Consider the following 17786-nt stretch of genomic DNA (forward strand, 5'->3'; position numbering starts at 1 on the left):
AAAACGGTCTAATGTCGGGTTTCAGCAGCGGAACGACGGGGGGCGGCTGCCGCATGACACCGGATGATCCTGTGATCGGTCGCACCGGGGTGCTGCTTCTCGGCACCCGTGGTGCCAGTGGTCCCGGCGAGGTCCTGGTGCGCGTCCGAGGCGGCTCGGAGACGTTCCTCGCCTGGTCCTCCGACCCGCTGCCACAAGGCGCGTCCGTCCTCGTGATCGACTCCCGCGGCTCCCGCCAGGTCGACGTCATCGAGTGGACCGATCCATTGAACGCGTCGTCCGGCGGGGCCGGCGGCGCCGGCTGAGGAGACGAAGGATGTTCGGTTACCGCGTGCCCGCACCCGACCAGGCGATGCTGATCTCGGGTGGCAGGCGTGGACATGGGGGTGCGCCGTTTCGCGTGGTGACCGGGCACGGCAAGTTCGTGCTCCCGGTCTTCCGCAAGGTCCGCTTCCTGACGCTGGCGATGTGTGAGGCCGAGGTCGCGGAGAAGTGCGTCAGCCGACAGGGCATCACGCTGACGGTGCGCGCGGTGATCGCGTTCAAGGTGGGCAATGACACCGAGTCCATCGTCAACGCGGGGCAGCGGTTCCTCTCCGACCAGGACCAGATGGCGGTGCTGACGGGGCGGATCTTCGCGGGTCATCTGCGGGCCATCATCGGCTCGATGACGGTCGAGGAGCTCATCACCGAGCGGCAGAAGCTGGCCACCGAGGTGCTGGACACGTCCAAGGCGGAGATGGCGAAGATCGGTTTGATCGTGGACTCGTTGCAGATCCAGTCGATCGACGACGGCGACACCGGCTATATCGACGCGATGTCCGCCCCGCACAAGGCCGCTATCCAGCGGCAGGCCCAGATCGCCCAGGCGCAGGCCAGCCAGGCGGCGGCCGAGGCGGAACAGGAGGCGGCGCGCAACCAGGCCGAGTACGCCCGGCAGACGGCGGTGGTGCAGGCCCAGTACAACGCCGAGGTGGACCGCGCCCAGGCGCAGGCCGCCCAGGCCGGACCGCTGGCGGAGGCGCACGCACAGCAGGAAGTGCTGTCCGCGCGGACGGAGTTGGCCCAGCGGGCGGCCGATCTGCGGCAACAGCAGTTGGTGGCCGAGATCGTGAAACCGGCGGAGGCGGAGGCCGAGCGGATCCGGGTGGTGGCGCTGGCCGAGGCGGAGCGGATGAAGATCCAGGCCGAGGCGGCGGCCTCACACGGCCGGGTCGCGCTCGACCGCATGCTGATCGACCAACTGCCGCAGATCGTCAAGGAGGCCGCCTCCGGGCTGTCCGGGGCGAACATCAACGTCCTCAACGGGGCGGACGGGCTGGGCGAGATCGCGGCGGGCCTGGTCGGCCAGGGGCTGACCATCCTGGACGCGGTGCGGCGCGACATGGGCGCGCCGGGCGCGGAGCGTTAGGGGGCCGGCGGAGCGTTAGGGGGCTGGCGGGGCGTTAGGGGGTGGCGGGGCGTTAGGGGGCCAAGGGATCGTGACGCCTGCGGCGGGCCACGCGGCGGAGCCGCATATCGATGCTGCCCCCTCCCCGCCCCTTCCCGAAACTGGGGCTCCGCCCCAGACCCCGGAGGAAACGGGGCCGCGCCCCAGACCCCAGGGGCCCAGGAGCAAAGCCCCCGCCACGCAGCAGCCGTAAAGCCGAATCGGCGGGCGGACGACGGCGGGCCGCGAAGGCGCTGGGCTCCGCCCCAGACCCCGGGGCCAGGGGCGAAGCCCCTGCCGTGCAGCGGTCGTGGTGGGGTCGGCTCCTCGGTCATGGCCCCGGCCCCGTCCGGGCGTTGCTACCGTGAGAAACCCCCAGCCAGCCGAGAGGGCCGAGGAACGTGACCACTGACCGCCCGCACCGCGTCAGCGTCGCCGGAGTCATCGTGGACGAGCGCGGCCGGGCGCTGCTGATCAAGCGGCGCGACGGCAGCACCTGGGAACCGCCGGGCGGTGCGCTCGACCCCGACGCCACCGTCCCCGACGCCCTCCAGCGCGAGATCCTCGAGGAGACGGGTGTCAAGATCGCGCTCCCGGCCGCGCTCACGGGGGTCTACAAGGACATGAACGACCTCACCGTCTCCCTCGTCTTCCGCTGCGCGGCCCTCGACGGCACCCCCGCCACCGGCCCCCGCACCCGGGCCTGGCGCTGGGCCACCCGCGCCGAGGTCCCCGACCTCGCCGACGAGGCGTACGCCGTGCGCGTCCTGGATGCCCTCGACACCGCCACCCCACCGGCGGTCCGCGCCCACGACGGCGTCACGCTCGTCTGACGTACGGCTCGCCGTCCGAAGCTCGTCCGACGGTCGTCCGAAGCTCGTCCGACGGTCGTTTGACGGTCGTCCGACGGTCGTTTGGCGTACGGCTCACGCCGCGAGCAGCCGCGTCAGCTCGTCCGCCACCGCCCGCGCCGCCGGGCTGGTCCAGCGTCGGCGGTGGCGGGTGAGCTGGACGGGAACCGGGGGGATGGCCGGGCCGTGGACCTCAGCGAGATAGCCCTCGGCGAGCTGCCGCTCCACCGTGGCGCGGGGGAGCAGCGTCAGGCCGAGCCCCGCCGCGACGCAGGCGCGGGCGGCCTCGATGCTGCCGAAGCGGGTCAGGCGCGGCGCCGGGCCGGGGAGGGCGAGGAGGGTGCGGACGAGGTGGTCGCTGTAGGAGCAGCCCTGTTCGTGGACGAAGAAGCTCTGCCCGGCCAGTTCGTCCCAGCCCGCCTCGCGTCCGGCCAGCGGGTGGCCGGGGGCGGCGACGTAGGCCAGGGGTTCGCGGGCGATGGTGCGGGCCACCAGGTCGGCGTCGGTCACGTCCGCTTCGAGGAGCAGGACGAGGTCGAGCCGTCCCGTACGCAGCCCCTCGACCGCCGCCGCGCTGCCCGCGGGGTGGAGGTGGACGTCGATACCGGGGTGGCTGCGGCGCAGCGAGGCGATCACGCGGGGGAGGTGCGAGGCGCACAGGGACTCGCCCGCGCCGAGGGCGACCGGGCCCTCTGCCGGGCCGTCCGCGCCGTCGCCGTTTCCGGCCGCCGCCACCGCGCGCAGCCGGGCCTCGGCGTCCAGGACCTCCTCGGCCTCCGTCAGCAGCCGGCGGCCGGCGCTGGTCGGCAGGGCGCCCGAGGGCAGCCGGTCGAAGAGGCGGGTGCCCAGCTCCCGTTCCAGGGTGCGTATCTGGACGGTCACGGTGGACTGGGCGAGATGGAGTTCGGTGGCGGTCGCGGTGAAGCTGCCGGTTCTCGCCAGGGCCGCGAACGTCTTCAGGAGTCGTGTGTCCACGACGGTCAGGATAGGCGGCCTCCGACCTGCCCTCATTGGGTTTCTCGATCGACCCGAGCGAAAGGAATCGTTGGACGCGATACCGGGGCCGGTGGAACCGTGGACGGCATGACGGCACCCATCGAACCCACAGCGTCCGCCACCGCGTCCACCACATCCCCGACGCCCACCGCGTCCACCACACCCCCGACGCCCACCGCGTCCGCCGCACTCACCACCACCACCTCCACCACCGACGTCGACGTTCTGCACTACGCCGCCTTCACCACCCGCCCCGACGGCGGCAATCCCGCCGGTGTGGTCCTGGACGCCGCCGCCCTCGCGGACGACGACGCGGCCATGACCGCCGTCGCCGCGCGGGTCGGCTACTCGGAGACCGCGTTCATCACCGAGCGCGACGAGGCCGCGCGCCGCTACCGGCTGCGGTACTTCAGCCCGCTCGCCGAGGTCGCGTTCTGCGGACACGCCACCATCGCCACGGCCGTGGCCCTCGCCGAGCGCGACGGCCCCGGTGAGCTGGTCTTCGACACGGCCTCGGGCGAGATCCGCGTCGAGACCACGGCCGACGGCGACGGTCCGCCCCGCGCCACGCTCACCAGCGTTCCCACCCGGTCGCGCCCCGCCGACCCGGGCACGGAGATCGAGCCGACGCTGGCGGCGCTGGGCTGGTCCGCGGACGACCTGGACCCGGCCCTGCCCCCGCATGTCGCCTTCGCGGGCAACGACCACCTCGTCCTCGCCGCGGCCACCCGCGAGCGGCTGGCGGACCTCGACTACGACTTCGACGCGCTCGATGCGGTGATGCGGCGGCGCGGCTGGACGACGGTGCACCTGGTGTGGCGCGAGACCGCGGATCCGTCCCCGGAGGACTCCGCCGAGAACGTGGTCTTCCACGCCCGCGATCCGTTCCCCGTCGGCGGGGTGGTCGAGGACCCGGCCACCGGCGCCGCGGCCGCCGCCTTCGGCGGCTATCTGCGGGTACTCGGCCTGGTCGACGGCCGGACCAGGGTCCGTATCCGCCAGGGAGAGGACATGGGCCGCCCCAGCGACCTCCTGCTCGACGTCACGCCCGACGACCCCCGGGCGCGGGTCAGCGGCCAGGCCGTCCCGATCCCGCGGACCGGACGATGACCGAACCCGCGGACCGCGTGAGCACCTCGTGAGCAAAGGAAGAGGAACGGTGCGATGAAGACGCGCTACTACCATCTGCCGCACCTGACCGGCGTGGACGCCCTCCGGCTGGACGAGCGCGAGGTGCCCGCCCCCGGGCCGCGCGAGGTGCTGGTCCGGATGCGGGCCTGGTCGCTCAACTACCGGGATCTGATGATCGCGTCGGACGCCTACGGACGTGCTCTGAAGCCCGATGTCGTACCGCTGTCCGACGGCGCGGGCGAGGTGGTGGACGCCGGTTCCGAGGTCACCCGGTGGCGGGAGGGCGACCGGGTCGCCGGGATCTTCATGCCCGGCTGGCTCTCCGGGCCGCCCGCCGCGCGGAAGACGGCGGGCGCGCTGGGCGGCCCGGCGGACGGGGTGCTCGCGGAGTACGTCCTCTTCGACGAGGAGGCCCTGGTCGCAGCCCCCGCCCATCTGGACTTCACCGAGACCGCGACGCTGCCCTGCGCCGCCGTGACCGCCTGGCACGCGGTGGCGGTCACCGGCGGACTCGCCCCCGGCCAGACGGTGCTGACCCTGGGCAGCGGCGGAGTGTCCCTGTTCGCCCTCCAGTTCGCCGCGCTCGGTGGGGCGAGGGTGCTCGCCACCTCCAGCGACGACGCCAAGCTGGAGCGGCTGCGCTCGCTCGGCGCCACGGACGGCGTCAACTACGCCCGCACCCCCGACTGGGGCCGCCTGGTGGCCGAGGCGACCGGCGGCGGCGTCGACCACGTGGTGGAGGTGGGCGGCGCGGGCACCCTGCCGCAGTCGCTGGAGGCCGTACGCGTCGGCGGGCGGATCAGCCTCATCGGCGTACTGGCCCGGGGCGGCGGGGCCGACCCGTCCTCCGTACTGCTCAAGGGCGTCACGCTGCAGGGGATGTTCGTGGGCAGCCGGGAGATGTTCGAGCAGATGAACCGCGCGATCGAGCACCACCGTCTGCGCCCCGTCGTCGACCGCGCCTTCCCCTTCGCCGAGGCGCCCGCCGCGTACCGGTACTTCGCGGGGCGGGGGCACTTCGGGAAGGTGGTCATCACGGACGAGTGACGACGAACGCCGCCTGACGGGCCGGCTCTTGACCTTGCCCAAAGGGGAAGGCCGACGGTGTCCGCGGCAACCAAGCCGGCGAGCTGGGCGTGCTGCGCCGCGACCGGCCTCGGACGAGAGGAAAGGTACGGACCCCGCATGGACGACGACGCTCTCCTGGCAGAGCAGAGGGCCTACTACAGCGCCGGCGCGGCCGAATACGACCGGCCCTACGGGGAGCACGAAGCCCTGCGGGAATTGCTGACTGTCGTCGATGACCTCCCGATCACCGGGGATGTGCTGGAGTTGGCCTGCGGCACGGGCCAGTGGACCGCGAGGCTTGCCGCACGGGCACGTTCGGTGACGGCCGTCGACGCGGCAACCGAAGTGCTGGCCCTCGCCCGGGCGCGCACCGCATCCCCCTCCGTCCGGTTCGTCGAGGCCGACCTGTTCGAGTGGCGGCCGCCGCGCCGCTACGACACCGTGTTCTTCGCCTTCTGGCTCTCCCATGTCCCGCCGGCGCGGTTGCCCGACTTCTGGAACACCGTCGCCGCCGCGCTCGCCCCGGGCGGCAAAGCGATCTTCATCGACGACGGCCCCGAAGCGGCCGCGTATGAGGAAGTCCTCCCGAACCAACCGGCCCCGGCGGCGCTGCGCCGACTCGATGACGGCAGCCAGTACCGCATCGTGAAGGTGTTCCACGATGCCCAGACCCTCGCGGCCGACCTCACCGCTCTGGGGTGGTCGGCCCGTATCCGGACCATGGCCGGGCACTTTGTCGGCATCGCGGAACCGCCGACCGCCACCGGCTGAGGAAACGGGCAGGCCACCGTCGGCTAACGTGGCTCCGCATGACGCACAGCGAGATCGAGATCACCGCGGAGCTGGTTCGAGATCTGCTGCACGACCAGCACCCCGACCTGGCCGATCACCCCGTGCGGCTCGGCGCGCGTGGCTGGGACAACCAATTGTGGCGGCTCGGCGGCGAACTCGCCGTCCGGCTGCCCTGGGCGACGCTGTCCGCGGACGCGCTGCTGCGCAAAGAGCACGCCTGGCTTCCCGCTCTCGCCCCGCGCCTTCCCCTGCCCGTCCCCGTACCGCAGCGCCTGGGCGAGCCCTCCGGGCGGTTTCCGCGGCCCTGGATCGTCACCACCTGGGTGCCGGGAACGCCCGCCGACCGCGCCCCCGCCACGCGCGCCGCGGAGGCGGCCGACACCCTGGCCGCGTTCCTGACCGCTCTTCACCGGCCCGCCCCCGACGGGGCGCCGACCGGCCGCGACCGTGGAGGGCCGCTGACCGACCATGCCGAGGGGTTCGCCCGGTCTTTGGCCTCGGCCACCGAGTCGGGGCTGATCCCCGACCCGGACGCCGTCCGCGCCGTCTGGGAAGACGCCCTCGCCGCGCCCCACTGGACGGGTCCGGCACTGTGGCTGCACGCCGATCTGCATCCGGCCAACGTCCTCACCGAGGACGGCACCTTCTGCGGCGTGATCGACTTCGGCGACCTCTGTGCGGGCGATCCGGCCTGCGATCTCGCCGCCGGGTGGATGCTGTTGCCGGACGGCGCCGTCGACCGCTTCTACGACGCCTATGAGCCGACCCCGGACGCGGCGACCCGGCGCCGCGCCCGCGGCTGGGCGGTGCTGAAGGCCCTCGTCTGCATCCTCATCGGAGAGGCGGGCGTCCACGGCCGTCCGGGCGGCAAGCGCACCTGGGGCCCACCCGCCCACGCCGCGCTGCGACGCCTCACGCGCTCCTGAACAGGCGGGACGGCGAGGGCGACGCTCCCGGGGAACCCGCCCCTTCCCGAATCGGGACTCCGCCCCGCCCCCCGGCCCCCGGCTTGCGCCTGCGTCCCCGACCCACGCCGGGTCTGCGCCCCGGGCCCCGGCTTGGGTCTGCGCCCGGCCCCTTTGCGGGGCGGGCGGACCCGTAGCTGTTCGGCGGGGTGTCAACGCTCCGTCTCCGCCGCCCCCGCGGAGTCGGTCGCGGCCTGGACGAGGTTGCCCTCCAGGCGCTCCAGCGTGCGTAGGGCCGCGGCACGCTCGGCGTCGGAGAGGTCCGCCGTCGACATGTCCTCCAACTGGCTCCAGATCCGCTCGACCTCGCGACGCAGGGCCTGGCTGGCCACCGTGGGTTCGATGATCGTCGCGCGCTTGTCGGTGGGCGAGGGGCTGCGGCGGACGAAACCGGCCTGCTCCAGGCGCCGGACGGTGCGGGTCATGGTGGCGGCGTCGGAGTCCAGCAGCCGCACCAGGTCGGTCTGGCGCTGCGGGCCGAGCTCCCACAGATGCATCATGACCAGCTCCTGGCCCGGATGCAGGCCGATACGGCGCAGCAGCTGACCGGCGAGCATGCGGTGCAGCCGGGCCAGGCGGAAGATCGCGTGACTGACCGGCCCGCCGCCGGCCGCGGTCGGCACCGGGACGGTGGCCTCCTGCCCGGTCACGGCAGGCCCCGTCACCGCAGGCCCCTTCCCGGCCTCCGGCGTGGAGTGCGTCATCTCATCCTCACTTTCCTGCTTGGGCAGGTTAAGTCTACCTTCTAGCCAGCATTCCCCGCCCGGCGCTTTAGGTTTCGAGCAACATAAGTGCAGCTAGACGCATGTAACCTACCTCACACCCACCTCCAGGAATGGCTCCGCGGCATTTACTTGTTCGGCTAAGTGATTTACTTGTTCAGACAGGCATCACCCACCCAAAGGCCCAAGCCCCAGGGCCCAGGGCCCAAGACCCAAGGAGGAACCATGACCACCCCCTTCGATCCGATCGTCCTCGGCGGCAAGCACCTGGCCAACCGCGTCGCGATGGCCCCGATGACCCGCAGCCGCGCCTTCGGGCCCGGCGCGGAGCCGACCGAGCTGATGGCGACGTACTACGCGCAGCGCGCCAGTGCCGGGCTGATCGTCACCGAGGGCATCCAGCCCTCGCCGGTCGGCCAGGGCTACCCCGACACCCCCGGCCTGCACACGGCCGGGCAGGTGCGGGCGTGGCGAACGGTGACCGACGCCGTGCACCGGGAGGGCGGCGTGATCTTCGCGCAGCTGATGCACACCGGGCGGGTCGGGCACCCGAGCCTGCTACCCGACGGGCTGGTGCCGGTGGGACCGTCGGCGGTGGCCGCCAAGGGCCAGGTCTTCACCCATGAGGGGCCGAAGGACTTCGTGACGCCGAGGGAGCTGAGCGAGGCGGACATCCGGCAGACGATCGCCGACTTCGCCGAGGCGGCGCGCAACGCGGTCGAGGCCGGGTTCGACGGCGTGGAGATCCACGGCGCGAACGGCTATCTGATCCACCAGTTCCTCGCGCCCAACTCCAACCTGCGCGCGGATGGCTGGGGCGGCGACACCGAGGGCCGGATCCGCTTGGCCGTCGAGGTCACCACGGCCGTGGCCGAGGCGATCGGCAGCCACCGGGTCGGCCTGCGGATCTCGCCCGGGAACCCGTACAACGACATCGCCGAGGAGGCCCCGGACGAGGTCTACCTCGCCCTGCTGGACCGGCTCGCCGGTCTGGACCTGGCCTATCTCCACCTGCTGGAGGGGCCGAACCGCGAGCTGACCGCGCGGCTGCGGAAGTCGTGGCCGGGTGCGTTCATCATCAACCCGTTCACACACCCGGACGCCACCGGGCCCGAGGCGCTGAAGCTGATCGAGGACGGAACCGCGGACATGGTCGCGTACGGGGCGCTGTTCCTGGCCAACCCCGACCTGCCGCGGCGACTGGCCGCGAGCGGCCCGTTCAACACCCCCGACCCGGCCACGTTCTACGGCGGCGACCACAGGGGTTACACCGACTACCCCGCCCTCACCGCCTGATCAACGCCCCAGCCGTCAAGCGCCGCTACGGGAGGCCGTGCAGCCTGGCGATCAGCCGCCGCAGCAGGGCCACCCGGTCGCTGCCGCGCGGCCGGCAGTCCTCCAGGCGCCGGACGACCCCCGGCGGCACGTCCTCGACCCCGACGGCGTCCACGACCTTGTCGAGCGCGTGGATGCCCCAGTACTGACTGAAGGCGAGCGGCTCCTTCACGGCGGCGTCCGTCAGGGCGGCCAGCGCGTCCGCGTCCGGCACCGCGTACAGCCGCGCGTACGCGGCCAGGCGCAGCCCGCCGTCCGGGGAGGTGAGCCAGCCGTCCAGGTCGGGGTCGGCGAGCCGCTGGGTGGCGCGCACCAGCCGGGCGAAGATGCCGTTCATGCGCTGCGTACGGGCGGACCCGCTGGCCATCGACGTACGGACCTCGAGGTATTCGGCGGCCAGTCGGCGCACGTCCCGCAGCGCCGTGGCGCCGTCGGCCTCGGGTCCGTCGTCGCCGCTCCCCACGAGGGCGGCGTCGGCGATCCGCTCGGCGGCCTCGATGCGCCGCTCGACCTCCTTCGCGTACTCCAGCCGGAACCCACCCGGCAACTCGATGCTGTCGAGCAGATCGCGCAACCAGGGCACGACGGCCACGACCAGGAGCGCCACGGTGACGCTGTCTATCTTCAGGCCCGGCGCCAGCACATGGGTGACGGCCACCGCGATGGCCACACAGCTCACCACGGAGCCGACGATGACCCGCCGCCTCGCGGCCCGCCCCGAATACCCCTCGCCCTCCCCGGGATCCCCCTGCCTCATGTGCCCCAGCATGCCCCAACCGGGCCCGGCTCAGGCCGGGTAGGCGTGTCCCGCCCGGCGGGACGCCCCGTCCGGCCAGACGACGTCGACGGGTACGCCCGCCTCACGCGCCTGCTCCACCACATCCGCCGTACCACCGCCCTTGCCGGAGGGCGGCCGCCCGTCCCACACCGCCATCAGCCGATCGGCCCGCTCCAGCAGCACGGCGTTCGCCGCCTCGTACGCCTGCCGGTTCGCCGTCTCGTGCGGCATCACCAGCACCTCGTCGGCGGCCTCCACCAGACGGTCGAAGGTCTCGGTGTGGTCCGGCTTGACCTTCGCCTGCCGGTAGTCCCGGGACGGAATCACCACAACCAGACGCCCGCCGACCGCCAGGACCGCCTCGGCGAACACGCTGTCGCTGCCCTTCGCGATGCATGACACACCGACCAGACCGGCCGGGTCGTAGCCGGCCAGGAGTTTGTCCAGCTCACCTCGGACCAGCGGCACCGACGCGTCGGTGAGGTCCATGTGCCCGGTCACAGCGATCGTCGTCATCGGGGCGTGGCCTTCCTCGTCATGTGGTCAGCAGAGTGCGGATGCTAGCGCGTACTTCGGCGACAGCCCCTGGCACGCCGTCCCCTACCGTGTACGGGTACAGCTGCGCCAGTTGTGCGCGCACGCGCCCGGAGAGGAGGTCGGACGCTACCTCTACAGCGCGACGGGAGTAGTCGGCGGCGCTGCTGATGTCGCCGAGCAGGAAGGCGCATTCAGCAAGTCCAATCCAGTCCAGAGCATGGCCGCGTCCAGCCTCCGGGCCTCGCCGGTCCAGGGCATTGCGGATGTGGTCGGCGGCTTGGTCGGCGTAGGTACGCGGGTCGGAGCGGGCCATGTCGAGGAGCCTGCCGCCGGTGACCCCGGCGAGTTCGGCATCGTCGAAGTAGCCGATCCAGTAAGGCTCGCTGTCGGGTCCTCCAGCGTCACTGAGTGCTTCGGCAGCCTGTCCAGTTGCGCGTCGGAAACCGGACGGCCGGTCCATGCGAGCCAGGGCCCACGCCTCTCGTGTGTAGAGCATCGCCCGCAGCCTTGGGCCCGCTGTTCGGCGTGCTCCGTCCTGGGCGAGGCGGACCAGTTCGAGGGCGTCATGCGGCCGGTCGTGGTAGAGCATCTGCCGAGCCATGCCAGCCAACACGTTGGCACCGAATCTGGTGTCAGCGCCCGCATGGGCTGCACGGAGCGCCAGGCGGTAGTAGTCCTGGGCGCGGCGCTGCTGACCGACATCCCAGGCCATAGAAGCCGCAGTGCCCGCGAGCTGGGCCATGACACCGTAGAGGCGCCGTTCGATGACCGGAGCCTGGTGCTCGTCGAGAGCGGCGGCTACCTCGGCGAGCTGCCCGGCGACCGCCTTCCTGCGGAGCCCTCCTCCGCCGGTGCGACCCCACTTTCGGAAGGCGCGGGCGGTGGACTCCAGTTCTTCCACTTCACGTGCGCCCAGACGGCCGGGGCGGCGCGCTCGGTCATCGGTGGCGGCCGGTGTGCGCCAGCCATCGAGGGCGTCGAGAAGTGGGGCGCCGGTGACGGCGGCGCCAGCTAGGGCACGCGTCGCGGCTCGGCGGTCCATCACAAGATCGCTCCTGGTCAGATCAGCGGCCATGCCAGTGGTGGCGTCTGGCCGCCACGGTACGGCGTCCGTACCCGGTTGCCGGGTGCCGGGGCCTGGCATCCGCTGTTCGTCCAGTACAGCGTTCCCGCTCTCCCACGGTCGGGGCGCGAGACCCAGGAGGTGCCCCGGGATGCGCAGCCCATCCGAGATCCGACGGATGACCTCTATGGAAGTGACTCTGCTGGATCCGTTCATGATCGTGGATACCTTGCCGGGCGTGAGCTGGCAGGCTGCGGCGATCCGGTTCTGGGACAGTCCACCCCACTTTTTAATCAAGGAGAAAGCTGCGGCGAAGTCATGCTCTTCCAGGGCTCGGCGCAGGTCATCCCGGTCAAGGACGTCTGGAGCGAGCAGCCCGGGTGTGGTGGCGTCCATGGTGCCAACTTCCGGTGGATCGTAGGCGCAAGCAATGTTCGTACCGAGCAGAGAACGAGCGTATTACCGCCTCGGTAACACCCGCCGGTTATCCCGTGATCACGGTCACACGGCCAATCTCGATGTGTGCCCAAGAACCTTCTTCGATGACATGGGGCGAACATGATGACAAATCCCCAAATCCTGCCATGGACTCCGCCGAACACTCAGGACGTCGAAGCGTTACTGGTCGGCGAATGGTGGGACGCCATCCGTGCTGCCCCCACGATCGGCGAGGGCGCCCTCGCCCGGCTCGGCAACACATCCGGTGCCGTCATTCAGGACACCTACGGGATCCTGTACTGGCTGGTCGAAAAGGACTCCGCGAGGAGCTGGCACCTCCGTCAGGTCCACGTCCTCACCAAGCTCGTCGACGAGGCCATCTACCTCGGCGTACCCCCCGCCTCCCGGACCGAGGGGCCCGGCACCCACTGGCGCGTGCCCCTTTCGGCCGACCGCTACCTGACCCACCCCTGGCAACTGTGGGAAGCACTGGCCGAAGCCGACCGCGCCGAATACGGACGAGCGCCTGAGGGCCGCCAACTCTGCTACCGCTGCCAATTCCCCACTGACGAGCCGATTCCCGTGCCGGTTGAGCACAGCGGCAGCGTCGCCAGCCCTACCCTCTACGTCTGCCCGAGGCACGTCAGCAGCTACCCAGGCGACGCGGTGACCCAGGCTGCCGCCATGCGCCGCGTACTCCAGCGGGGCAGGAACCGGTGACGAGCAGCCATTCAGCCGAGGACCCGTTCGCCGACGAGGCGTGGCGTACGGCCATCGAGCATGCCGCAGACTGCCTAGCCTGCCGGACGCCCGGTGCGGGATGTGAGACGGGCGAGCGGCTGTTGCGCGCCTACGAGGGGGCCATGCGGCAGGCGCGGTCAAGCGGTGCGGCATGAGGCACCGCCGACAGGCTGTGGCCGAGCGAACCGCGCTATTCGTCTTCCATGCCGCTCGCTTGTGCCTGCTGTTCAGCGCGATCGCAGCATTGCTGGCACTCGTCGTCTTCGTGTGCATCGCCGGAACCCCGGCGCCATAGACCAGGTGGGCCGCTGACGCTCCGGGACTCCCCCGCCCCGGACGGGCTTCGCCGCCGGCGGCCCGCCCTCCAAGACCCCCTGCCGGTCGGCATGCGCCGACGCGGGCGCCGGCAAGGCAGGGGTGAAGGGACCCCGGCCGAGACCGTGGACCGGAGTTCCATCCAGCAAGGCTCGCCCCGGCCTCCCGCTTGCAGGCCAGTGGCCGGGACGAGCACCGCGCCATCGCGCGGGGACACCCCTGCGCGTGAACTCAGGAGGCCCCATGCGATTACAGCATGTCGTTGTCCGCCAAGACCCGGAAGACGGCGACACGATGCCGGACACGGACGCCCCGTCACCGAGCGGTCGGACACCCGGCGACTCGGACGACGGACGCCAGTACACGAGGTAGTCGGCGGTCGGCGCCCCAGGTAACGGCGGCCCCCTCGGCTGGGTCCCCACCCGGCCGGGGTGGGCTGCTCCCACTACTCGGGAGGTACCAAGGATGACCGCACCACCCCCACCCATGCCCGCCCACTGGCACTGCTACCGCTGGACCGGAGAGCGCCGCACCTACGACGACGAGTCCGTCCGGCGGCCGCCGCACCTCGTCGTACGGGACATCTCGCCTCAGGAGTGGAAACAGGTCTCGTCGGCCAGCCCCGCCTTCATGGCGAGCGACGTGCCCCCACTGGAGGTACCGCACTGGCTGCTCCGCCCAGCCAGAATGATCAAGGCCACCTTCGAGGCACCGGACAAAGCCTCCGCCTGGTACAGAGACCAGATCAGCGAATTGAGCCCGTCCTTCCTCACCGGCCACGACAAGGACCCCTCCCGGCAGGCCGAGTGGTTCGCGGCGGCGGAGGAGCGGCTCAGGTGGGGCGGGGATGTCGTAGGCGGCTGGTATCTGCGTGGCACCGGATTCGCCTCGGTCCAGGTCGTCGCGTGCAGCCCGAACCGCATCCGCCCGACGATCCCCTGCCCGATGGGCTGATGCGCGGCTTACGCCGGGTATGCGTGGGTCTGGGTGGCCTTCAGCGTGGCCCAGACAGTGCCGCCCGGGTGGAGGGACAGTTCGGCTACCGCCGCCGTCGTGAGGTCGGCCAGGAGGGGGAGTTCGCCGGTGAGGTCGACGCGGATCTGGTCGCCGTGGGACTCCATCCCGGCCACCTCCAGCCGCCACAGGTTGCGCGCGCTGGAGTCGGGGCGGTCGCGGTGGAGGGTGACCGCGGCGGGTGGGAAGGCGACGAAGACCGGGCCGGTGAGGTCCTCGGTGGTGGTGATGGTGGTGCCGCCGTCGAGCGCCACGGTGTGGCCGTCGGCGCGGCCCTGGTAGAGGTTGAGGCCGACGAGGCTGGCGATGTAGTCGGTGCGGGGGCGGCGGGAGATGTCCGCCGGGGCGCCCTCCTGGACGATACGGCCGTCCTCGACGACCACGAGCCGGTCGGCCAGCACCATCGCGTCCAGCGGGTCATGGGTGACCAGCACGGCCACCGCCTCGAAGTCGGCCAGGTGGCGGCGGAGTCCGGCGCGTACGTCGAGGCGGGTGCGGGCGTCGAGCGCGGCCAGTGGTTCGTCCAGCAGGAGCAGCCGGGGGCGGGTGGCCAGGGCGCGGGCGAGGGCGACCCGCTGGGCCTGTCCGCCGGACAGGGCGCGGGGTTTGGCACCCGCGCGGTCGGTCAGGCCCATCCGGTCCAGCCACTCGGCCGCCTGCGCGCGGGCCTCCGCCTTGGGCACCCCCTGGCAGCGCGGGCCGAACGCCACGTTGTCCAGCGCGGTGAGGTGCGGGAAGAGCAGATAGTCCTGGAAGACGACGCCGACCGGGCGGTGTTCGGGCGGCGTCCGCAGCCGATGCGACGGCTCCTCCAGGGTCCGGCCGTCCAGCCGCAGCGCGCCCTCCGTGAGCGGGGTGAGCCCGGCCAGGGCGCGCAGCGCGGTCGTCTTGCCCGCGCCGTTCGGCCCGAGCAGGGCGACCACCTCGCCGGGCGCGGCGGTCAGCCTCAGGTCGAGCCGGAAGCCGCCCCGGTCGACGACGAGCCGGGCGTCGAGGCCGTCGGTGTGCGGCGCGGCCTCCTCGGTGGGGGAGGTGTCCGTGTTGGTCATGAGGCGGCCATCCGGATCGGTCATGAGGCGGCCATCCAGCGGTCGCGCAGCCCGGCCAGGACCGCGATCGAGACGGCGAGGAGGACGAGGCTCAGCGCGATGGCGGCGGCCGGGTCGCTCTGCAGCGCGAGATAGACCGACAGCGGCATCGTCTGCGTACGGCCTGGGAAGTTGCCCGCGAAGGTGATCGTGGCGCCGAACTCGCCCAGCGCCCGCGCCCAGGCCAGCACCGCGCCCGCGGCCACACCGGGCGCGACCATCGGCAGGGTGACGCGCCGGAACGCGGTGAAGCGCGAGGCGCCGAGGGTGGTGGCGGCCTCCTCGTAGCGCGGATCGGCGGCCCTCAGTGTGCCCTCGACGCTGATCACGAGGAATGGCATCGCCACGAACGCCTCCGCGACCACCACCCCCGCCGTGGTGAACGGCAGGGTCACGCCGAACGCCGAGTCCAGCCAGCGGCCCACGATCCCGTTACGGCCCAGCGCGAGCAGCAGCGCCACACCGCCCACCACCGGCGGCAGCACCAGCGGCAGGGTCACCAGGGCGCGCAGCAGCCGGCGGCCGGGGAAGCGGGCACGGGCCAGCAGCCAGGCCAGGGGCACGCCCAGCACCAGTGCCACGGCGGTGGCGGCGGTCGCGGTGATCAGCGAGAGCCGGAGCGCCTGCCACACCGCGACGCTGGTCAGCTGGTCGGGCAGGCTCCGCCAGGGCGCGCGGACCAGCAGCGCGACCAACGGAAGCACCAGGAAGACCAGGCCGCCGAGGGCGGGGAGCAGCAGCGGCAGCGGGACGCCCGCGCGGCGGCGGGAGGTGCCGGGGCGTCGTCGCCGTGTGGCGCTGCCCAGGACCTCCGGGGGGCTGGTTGTCCCCTCTGGCTCGGCTCCGGCGTTCGGCCCGGCTCCGGCGTCCGGCCTGGCTCCGGCGTTCGGCTCGGTCGTGGCCTTCGGCCTGGCTGCGGCGTTCGGCCTGGCTCCGGCGTTCGGCCCGGTCGTGGCCTTCGGCCTGGCTGCGGTGTCCGGCCCGGCTGCGGCGTTCGGCCCGGTCGTGGCCTTCGGCTCGGCCCCGGGCCCCGGCCCGGCCCCTGGTTCCGCCCCGGCGTTCCGCTCAGCCTCAGCGTTCCGCTCCGTCACGGCTTGAGGAAACCGGCCTGGCCGAGCACCTTCTGGCCCTGTGCGGACTTCACCAGGGCGATGAAGGCCGTGGCCGCCTCCGCGTTCTGGGCGTTCTTCAGCGGGGCGATCGGATAGTCGTTGATGGCCTGCTCCGACTCGGGGAACTCCACGCCCGCGACCTTGCCGCCCGCCGCCTTCACATCGGTCTTGTAGACGACGGAGGCGTCCACCTCCTTCAACTGCACCTTGGTCAGCGCGCCCTTGACGTCCTGCTCGTACGAGACCGGAGTGAGCTTGAGTTTGGCCGCGGTCAGCGCCTTCTGCGCCGCCGCGCCGCACGGCACCTCCTTGGCGCACAGCGCGACCTTCAGCCCGGAGCGGGTGAGGTCCTTGAGCGTCTTGATCTTCTTCGGATTGCCCGGGAGGGTCGCGATCTCGAGCTGGTTGCGGACGAAGGTGACCGGGGTGCCCTTCGCGTCCTTGGCGTCGGTGACGGTCTTCATGGTCTTCGGGCTCGCGGCGGCGAAGACGTCGGCGGGCGCGCCGGAGGTGATGCTGGCCGCGAGGGCGTCGCTGCCGCCGAAGTTGAAGGCGACCTTGGTGCCGGGGTGCTCCTTCTCGAAGGTCTTGCCCAGCGCGGTGAAGCTCTCCTTCAGCGAGGCCGCCGCGAACACGGTCACCGTGCCGGACAGCTTCTCGGAGGAGGAAGAGGAGGAACCGGAGCCGGACTTCTTGGAGGAGTCACCGGAGTCGTTGGAGTCGCCGGAGTCGCCGGAGGAGCAGGCGGTGAGCACCATGGCGGCGAGCGCGACACCGCCCACCACACGGAGTGTCCAACGGGGTCGGGGTCGGGATCCGGAACCGGATACGGAACGGGTCGTCATGGGGTCTGTCCCTCCCTCTCTGCCACTGCTGCCTGGGCCGCCCTCGGCGCGCGTGTTCACGGCGTTTCCACGACCACGTTGGTCGACTTGATCACGGCGACGGCCGGAACGCCCGGCTCCAGCTTCAGCTCCTCAGCCGACTCCCGGCTGATCATGGACACCACGCGGAACGGCCCCGCCTGGATCTCCACCTGCGCGGACACATCGCCGAGGATCACCTCGGTGACGATCCCCGAGAAGCGGTTGCGGGCCGAGGAGCCGGGGTGGTCGCGGTCCGTGCCGCTGGCGACCTCGCGGGCGAACGCGGCGAGCGCCGGGCCCGGGATGATCCGGCGCCCCTGCTCGTCCCGTTCGGCGGTCAGCCGTCCGCTGTCGACCCAGCGCCGCAGGGTGTCGACGCTGACCCCCATCAGAGCCGCGGCCTCACCGATCCGGTACGTATGCATCCGCCCATGGTAGCGCCGCATCTGCGAGCCGGTACATGCCGATCAGGTGGCATCCGTCCAACGATTTGAGTATGGGTGCTGGCATCTGCGCAAGCGACCAAAGGCGAGGGCTCGCGGGCG

19 protein-coding genes are annotated in these 17786 nt (G+C 72.1%); 10 read left to right on the plus strand and 9 right to left on the minus strand.

Annotation, left to right across the window (positions count from 1 at the left end; translation table 11 throughout):
- The first annotated feature begins 53 nt into the window (after nt 1–53).
- The 3 genes from IEJ02_RS24340 to IEJ02_RS24350 all read left to right on the plus strand — a co-directional run bounded on the left by IEJ02_RS24340 (nt 54) and on the right by IEJ02_RS24350 (nt 2262).
- Entirely contained in the window at nt 54–305 is a 252-nt protein-coding gene (locus IEJ02_RS24340) for an NfeD C-terminal domain-containing protein (protein ID WP_137978790.1), read from the plus strand.
- Nucleotides 306–316: 11 nt separating this feature from the next.
- On the plus strand, nt 317–1411 hold the full coding sequence (locus IEJ02_RS24345; RefSeq protein WP_191066811.1) for an SPFH domain-containing protein: 1095 nt from the start codon (nt 317–319) through the stop codon (nt 1409–1411).
- A gap of 419 nt (nt 1412–1830) precedes the next feature.
- On the plus strand, nt 1831–2262 hold the full coding sequence (locus IEJ02_RS24350) for an NUDIX hydrolase (protein WP_191066812.1): 432 nt from the start codon (nt 1831–1833) through the stop codon (nt 2260–2262).
- A gap of 93 nt (nt 2263–2355) precedes the next feature.
- On the opposite strand, the gene IEJ02_RS24355 is transcribed toward IEJ02_RS24350, so the two are convergent.
- On the minus strand, nt 2356–3255 hold the full coding sequence (locus IEJ02_RS24355; protein WP_191066813.1) for a LysR family transcriptional regulator: 900 nt from the start codon (nt 3253–3255) through the stop codon (nt 2356–2358).
- 108 nt (nt 3256–3363) lie between these two features.
- On the opposite strand from IEJ02_RS24355, the gene IEJ02_RS24360 reads away from it, so the two are divergent.
- The 4 genes from IEJ02_RS24360 to IEJ02_RS24375 all read left to right on the plus strand — a co-directional run bounded on the left by IEJ02_RS24360 (nt 3364) and on the right by IEJ02_RS24375 (nt 7193).
- Nucleotides 3364–4386, plus strand: coding sequence for a PhzF family phenazine biosynthesis isomerase (locus IEJ02_RS24360; RefSeq protein WP_223864335.1), 1023 nt, complete (start codon nt 3364–3366; stop codon nt 4384–4386).
- 54 nt (nt 4387–4440) lie between these two features.
- Nucleotides 4441–5454, plus strand: coding sequence for a zinc-dependent alcohol dehydrogenase family protein (locus IEJ02_RS24365; RefSeq protein ID WP_191066814.1), 1014 nt, complete (start codon nt 4441–4443; stop codon nt 5452–5454).
- A 138-nt stretch (nt 5455–5592) separates the two neighbouring features.
- Nucleotides 5593–6246, plus strand: a complete 654-nt coding sequence (locus IEJ02_RS24370; RefSeq protein ID WP_191066815.1) for a class I SAM-dependent methyltransferase — start codon at nt 5593–5595, stop codon at nt 6244–6246.
- A 38-nt stretch (nt 6247–6284) separates the two neighbouring features.
- Nucleotides 6285–7193, plus strand: a complete 909-nt coding sequence (locus IEJ02_RS24375) for an aminoglycoside phosphotransferase family protein (protein ID WP_191066816.1) — start codon at nt 6285–6287, stop codon at nt 7191–7193.
- A gap of 191 nt (nt 7194–7384) precedes the next feature.
- Here IEJ02_RS24375 and IEJ02_RS24380 read toward each other — a convergent pair whose 3' ends face one another.
- On the minus strand, nt 7385–7936 hold the full coding sequence (locus IEJ02_RS24380; RefSeq protein WP_191066817.1) for a MarR family winged helix-turn-helix transcriptional regulator: 552 nt from the start codon (nt 7934–7936) through the stop codon (nt 7385–7387).
- A 243-nt stretch (nt 7937–8179) separates the two neighbouring features.
- On the opposite strand from IEJ02_RS24380, the gene IEJ02_RS24385 reads away from it, so the two are divergent.
- On the plus strand, nt 8180–9250 hold the full coding sequence (locus tag IEJ02_RS24385) for an alkene reductase (protein ID WP_191066818.1): 1071 nt from the start codon (nt 8180–8182) through the stop codon (nt 9248–9250).
- A 25-nt stretch (nt 9251–9275) separates the two neighbouring features.
- Here the strand turns inward: IEJ02_RS24385 and IEJ02_RS24390 are convergent, their stop codons facing one another.
- From IEJ02_RS24390 to IEJ02_RS24400, 3 genes are read right to left on the minus strand one after another with little or no spacing between them, the layout of a single operon-like run.
- Entirely contained in the window at nt 9276–10046 is a 771-nt protein-coding gene (locus IEJ02_RS24390) for a hypothetical protein (protein ID WP_191066819.1), read from the minus strand.
- A 30-nt stretch (nt 10047–10076) separates the two neighbouring features.
- Nucleotides 10077–10583, minus strand: coding sequence for a hypothetical protein (locus IEJ02_RS24395; RefSeq protein WP_191066820.1), 507 nt, complete (start codon nt 10581–10583; stop codon nt 10077–10079).
- Nucleotides 10584–10602: 19 nt separating this feature from the next.
- Nucleotides 10603–12063 (minus strand): NsdA family TPR-like regulatory protein, encoded by a 1461-nt coding sequence (locus IEJ02_RS24400; protein WP_191066821.1) that lies wholly within the window; start codon nt 12061–12063, stop codon nt 10603–10605.
- A 165-nt stretch (nt 12064–12228) separates the two neighbouring features.
- Here IEJ02_RS24400 and IEJ02_RS24405 point away from each other — a divergent pair, with 165 nt between their 5' ends.
- Nucleotides 12229–12825 carry a hypothetical protein gene (locus IEJ02_RS24405; protein ID WP_223864336.1) on the plus strand — a complete coding sequence of 199 codons (597 nt, stop codon included), beginning with the start codon at nt 12229–12231 and terminating at the stop codon, nt 12823–12825.
- An 801-nt stretch (nt 12826–13626) separates the two neighbouring features.
- The gene (locus tag IEJ02_RS24410; RefSeq protein ID WP_191066823.1) at nt 13627–14115 is read left to right on the plus strand and encodes a hypothetical protein; all 489 of its coding nucleotides are present in this window, start codon (nt 13627–13629) and stop codon (nt 14113–14115) included.
- A gap of 8 nt (nt 14116–14123) precedes the next feature.
- Here IEJ02_RS24410 and IEJ02_RS24415 read toward each other — a convergent pair whose 3' ends face one another.
- The 4 genes from IEJ02_RS24415 to IEJ02_RS24430 all read right to left on the minus strand — a co-directional run bounded on the left by IEJ02_RS24415 (nt 14124) and on the right by IEJ02_RS24430 (nt 17666).
- On the minus strand, nt 14124–15224 hold the full coding sequence (locus IEJ02_RS24415; RefSeq protein WP_191066869.1) for an ABC transporter ATP-binding protein: 1101 nt from the start codon (nt 15222–15224) through the stop codon (nt 14124–14126).
- 20 nt (nt 15225–15244) lie between these two features.
- Nucleotides 15245–16069 (minus strand): ABC transporter permease, encoded by an 825-nt coding sequence (locus IEJ02_RS24420; RefSeq protein ID WP_191066870.1) that lies wholly within the window; start codon nt 16067–16069, stop codon nt 15245–15247.
- 281 nt (nt 16070–16350) lie between these two features.
- The gene (modA, locus tag IEJ02_RS24425; protein ID WP_191066824.1) at nt 16351–17220 is read right to left on the minus strand and encodes a molybdate ABC transporter substrate-binding protein; all 870 of its coding nucleotides are present in this window, start codon (nt 17218–17220) and stop codon (nt 16351–16353) included.
- 56 nt (nt 17221–17276) lie between these two features.
- The gene (locus IEJ02_RS24430; RefSeq protein ID WP_166484036.1) at nt 17277–17666 is read right to left on the minus strand and encodes a TOBE domain-containing protein; all 390 of its coding nucleotides are present in this window, start codon (nt 17664–17666) and stop codon (nt 17277–17279) included.
- Nucleotides 17667–17786: the final 120 nt, after the last annotated feature.

The organism is Streptomyces sp. 5-10 (assembly GCF_014712245.1).
In the GTDB taxonomy this organism is placed as follows: Bacteria; Actinomycetota; Actinomycetes; order Streptomycetales; family Streptomycetaceae; genus Streptomyces; species Streptomyces violaceusniger.

Coding starts and splice junctions, on each gene's coding strand:
- IEJ02_RS24360 (WP_223864335.1), top strand. CDS start 3,364: ATGACGGCACCCATCGAACCCACAGCGTCCGCCACCGCGTCCACCACA.
- IEJ02_RS24370 (WP_191066815.1), top strand. CDS start 5,593: ATGGACGACGACGCTCTCCTGGCAGAGCAGAGGGCCTACTACAGCGCC.
- IEJ02_RS24385 (WP_191066818.1), top strand. CDS start 8,180: ATGACCACCCCCTTCGATCCGATCGTCCTCGGCGGCAAGCACCTGGCC.
- IEJ02_RS24405 (WP_223864336.1), top strand. CDS start 12,229: ATGACAAATCCCCAAATCCTGCCATGGACTCCGCCGAACACTCAGGAC.
- IEJ02_RS24380 (WP_191066817.1), bottom strand. CDS start 7,936: ATGACGCACTCCACGCCGGAGGCCGGGAAGGGGCCTGCGGTGACGGGG.
- modA (WP_191066824.1), bottom strand. CDS start 17,220: ATGACGACCCGTTCCGTATCCGGTTCCGGATCCCGACCCCGACCCCGT.
- IEJ02_RS24375 (WP_191066816.1), top strand. CDS start 6,285: ATGACGCACAGCGAGATCGAGATCACCGCGGAGCTGGTTCGAGATCTG.
- IEJ02_RS24410 (WP_191066823.1), top strand. CDS start 13,627: ATGACCGCACCACCCCCACCCATGCCCGCCCACTGGCACTGCTACCGC.
- IEJ02_RS24340 (WP_137978790.1), top strand. CDS start 54: ATGACACCGGATGATCCTGTGATCGGTCGCACCGGGGTGCTGCTTCTC.
- IEJ02_RS24415 (WP_191066869.1), bottom strand. CDS start 15,224: ATGACCAACACGGACACCTCCCCCACCGAGGAGGCCGCGCCGCACACC.
- IEJ02_RS24395 (WP_191066820.1), bottom strand. CDS start 10,583: ATGACGACGATCGCTGTGACCGGGCACATGGACCTCACCGACGCGTCG.
- IEJ02_RS24430 (WP_166484036.1), bottom strand. CDS start 17,666: ATGCATACGTACCGGATCGGTGAGGCCGCGGCTCTGATGGGGGTCAGC.
- IEJ02_RS24345 (WP_191066811.1), top strand. CDS start 317: ATGTTCGGTTACCGCGTGCCCGCACCCGACCAGGCGATGCTGATCTCG.
- IEJ02_RS24400 (WP_191066821.1), bottom strand. CDS start 12,063: ATGGACGCCACCACACCCGGGCTGCTCGCTCCAGACGTCCTTGACCGG.
- IEJ02_RS24390 (WP_191066819.1), bottom strand. CDS start 10,046: ATGAGGCAGGGGGATCCCGGGGAGGGCGAGGGGTATTCGGGGCGGGCC.
- IEJ02_RS24365 (WP_191066814.1), top strand. CDS start 4,441: ATGAAGACGCGCTACTACCATCTGCCGCACCTGACCGGCGTGGACGCC.